Source organism: Chitinophaga tropicalis (assembly GCF_009758205.1).
Classification (GTDB): Bacteria; Bacteroidota; Bacteroidia; order Chitinophagales; family Chitinophagaceae; genus Chitinophaga; species Chitinophaga tropicalis.
The window spans coordinates 1-509 of sequence record NZ_WRXN01000057.1 but is presented as its reverse complement, the minus strand read 5'-3'; the positions used below and the strand labels follow the sequence as shown (position 1 = coordinate 509).

The window sequence follows — 509 nt, the reverse complement described above, 5'->3', positions numbered from 1 at the left end:
GGTTCCTCTCAAACTGCATGGTCAGCCCGTATAGATCAGCCTTTCTTTAAACAGCAGCTGATGGTTACCGCCGGTATCAGGAAGAACGATTACAGCAGTCAATACCAGCAGGCGGAATACAGTACTAACTCAGTGTTTAAGAGTATCCAGGCAACACTGCGTATGAAACGCTGGCCGGTAATAACGGTAGGATATTATCCCAGTTCCCAGCTGACAAAACTGAGCGAGGGGCATTATATGGAAAACCAGTTCTATACCCTGGTAGGCTCACTAAGTCATTCTTACAGGTATAAGGGGATGATGATGAACAGCATGTTGTCTTACACACAGTTTTACAATCATCAGACAGATACTGGTTTTGTTTATTTTAACACAAAGAACCTGCTGGCCAGCCATATTGTTTTCCTGGACGCCTTCACCTTACAGGGAATGGCATCTGCAGCAATAAATAATGAATACGCATTATACGGTATTGACGGAAACGTACAATATAAAATATACTCCTGGCT

General features: G+C 43.2%; 1 protein-coding gene. It reads left to right on the top strand.

Features of this window, described 5'->3' with window-relative positions; translation table 11 throughout:
- Positions 1–509: hypothetical protein (locus tag GO493_RS30790; RefSeq protein WP_157310081.1), on the top strand; the 509-nt coding region annotated here is incomplete at both ends.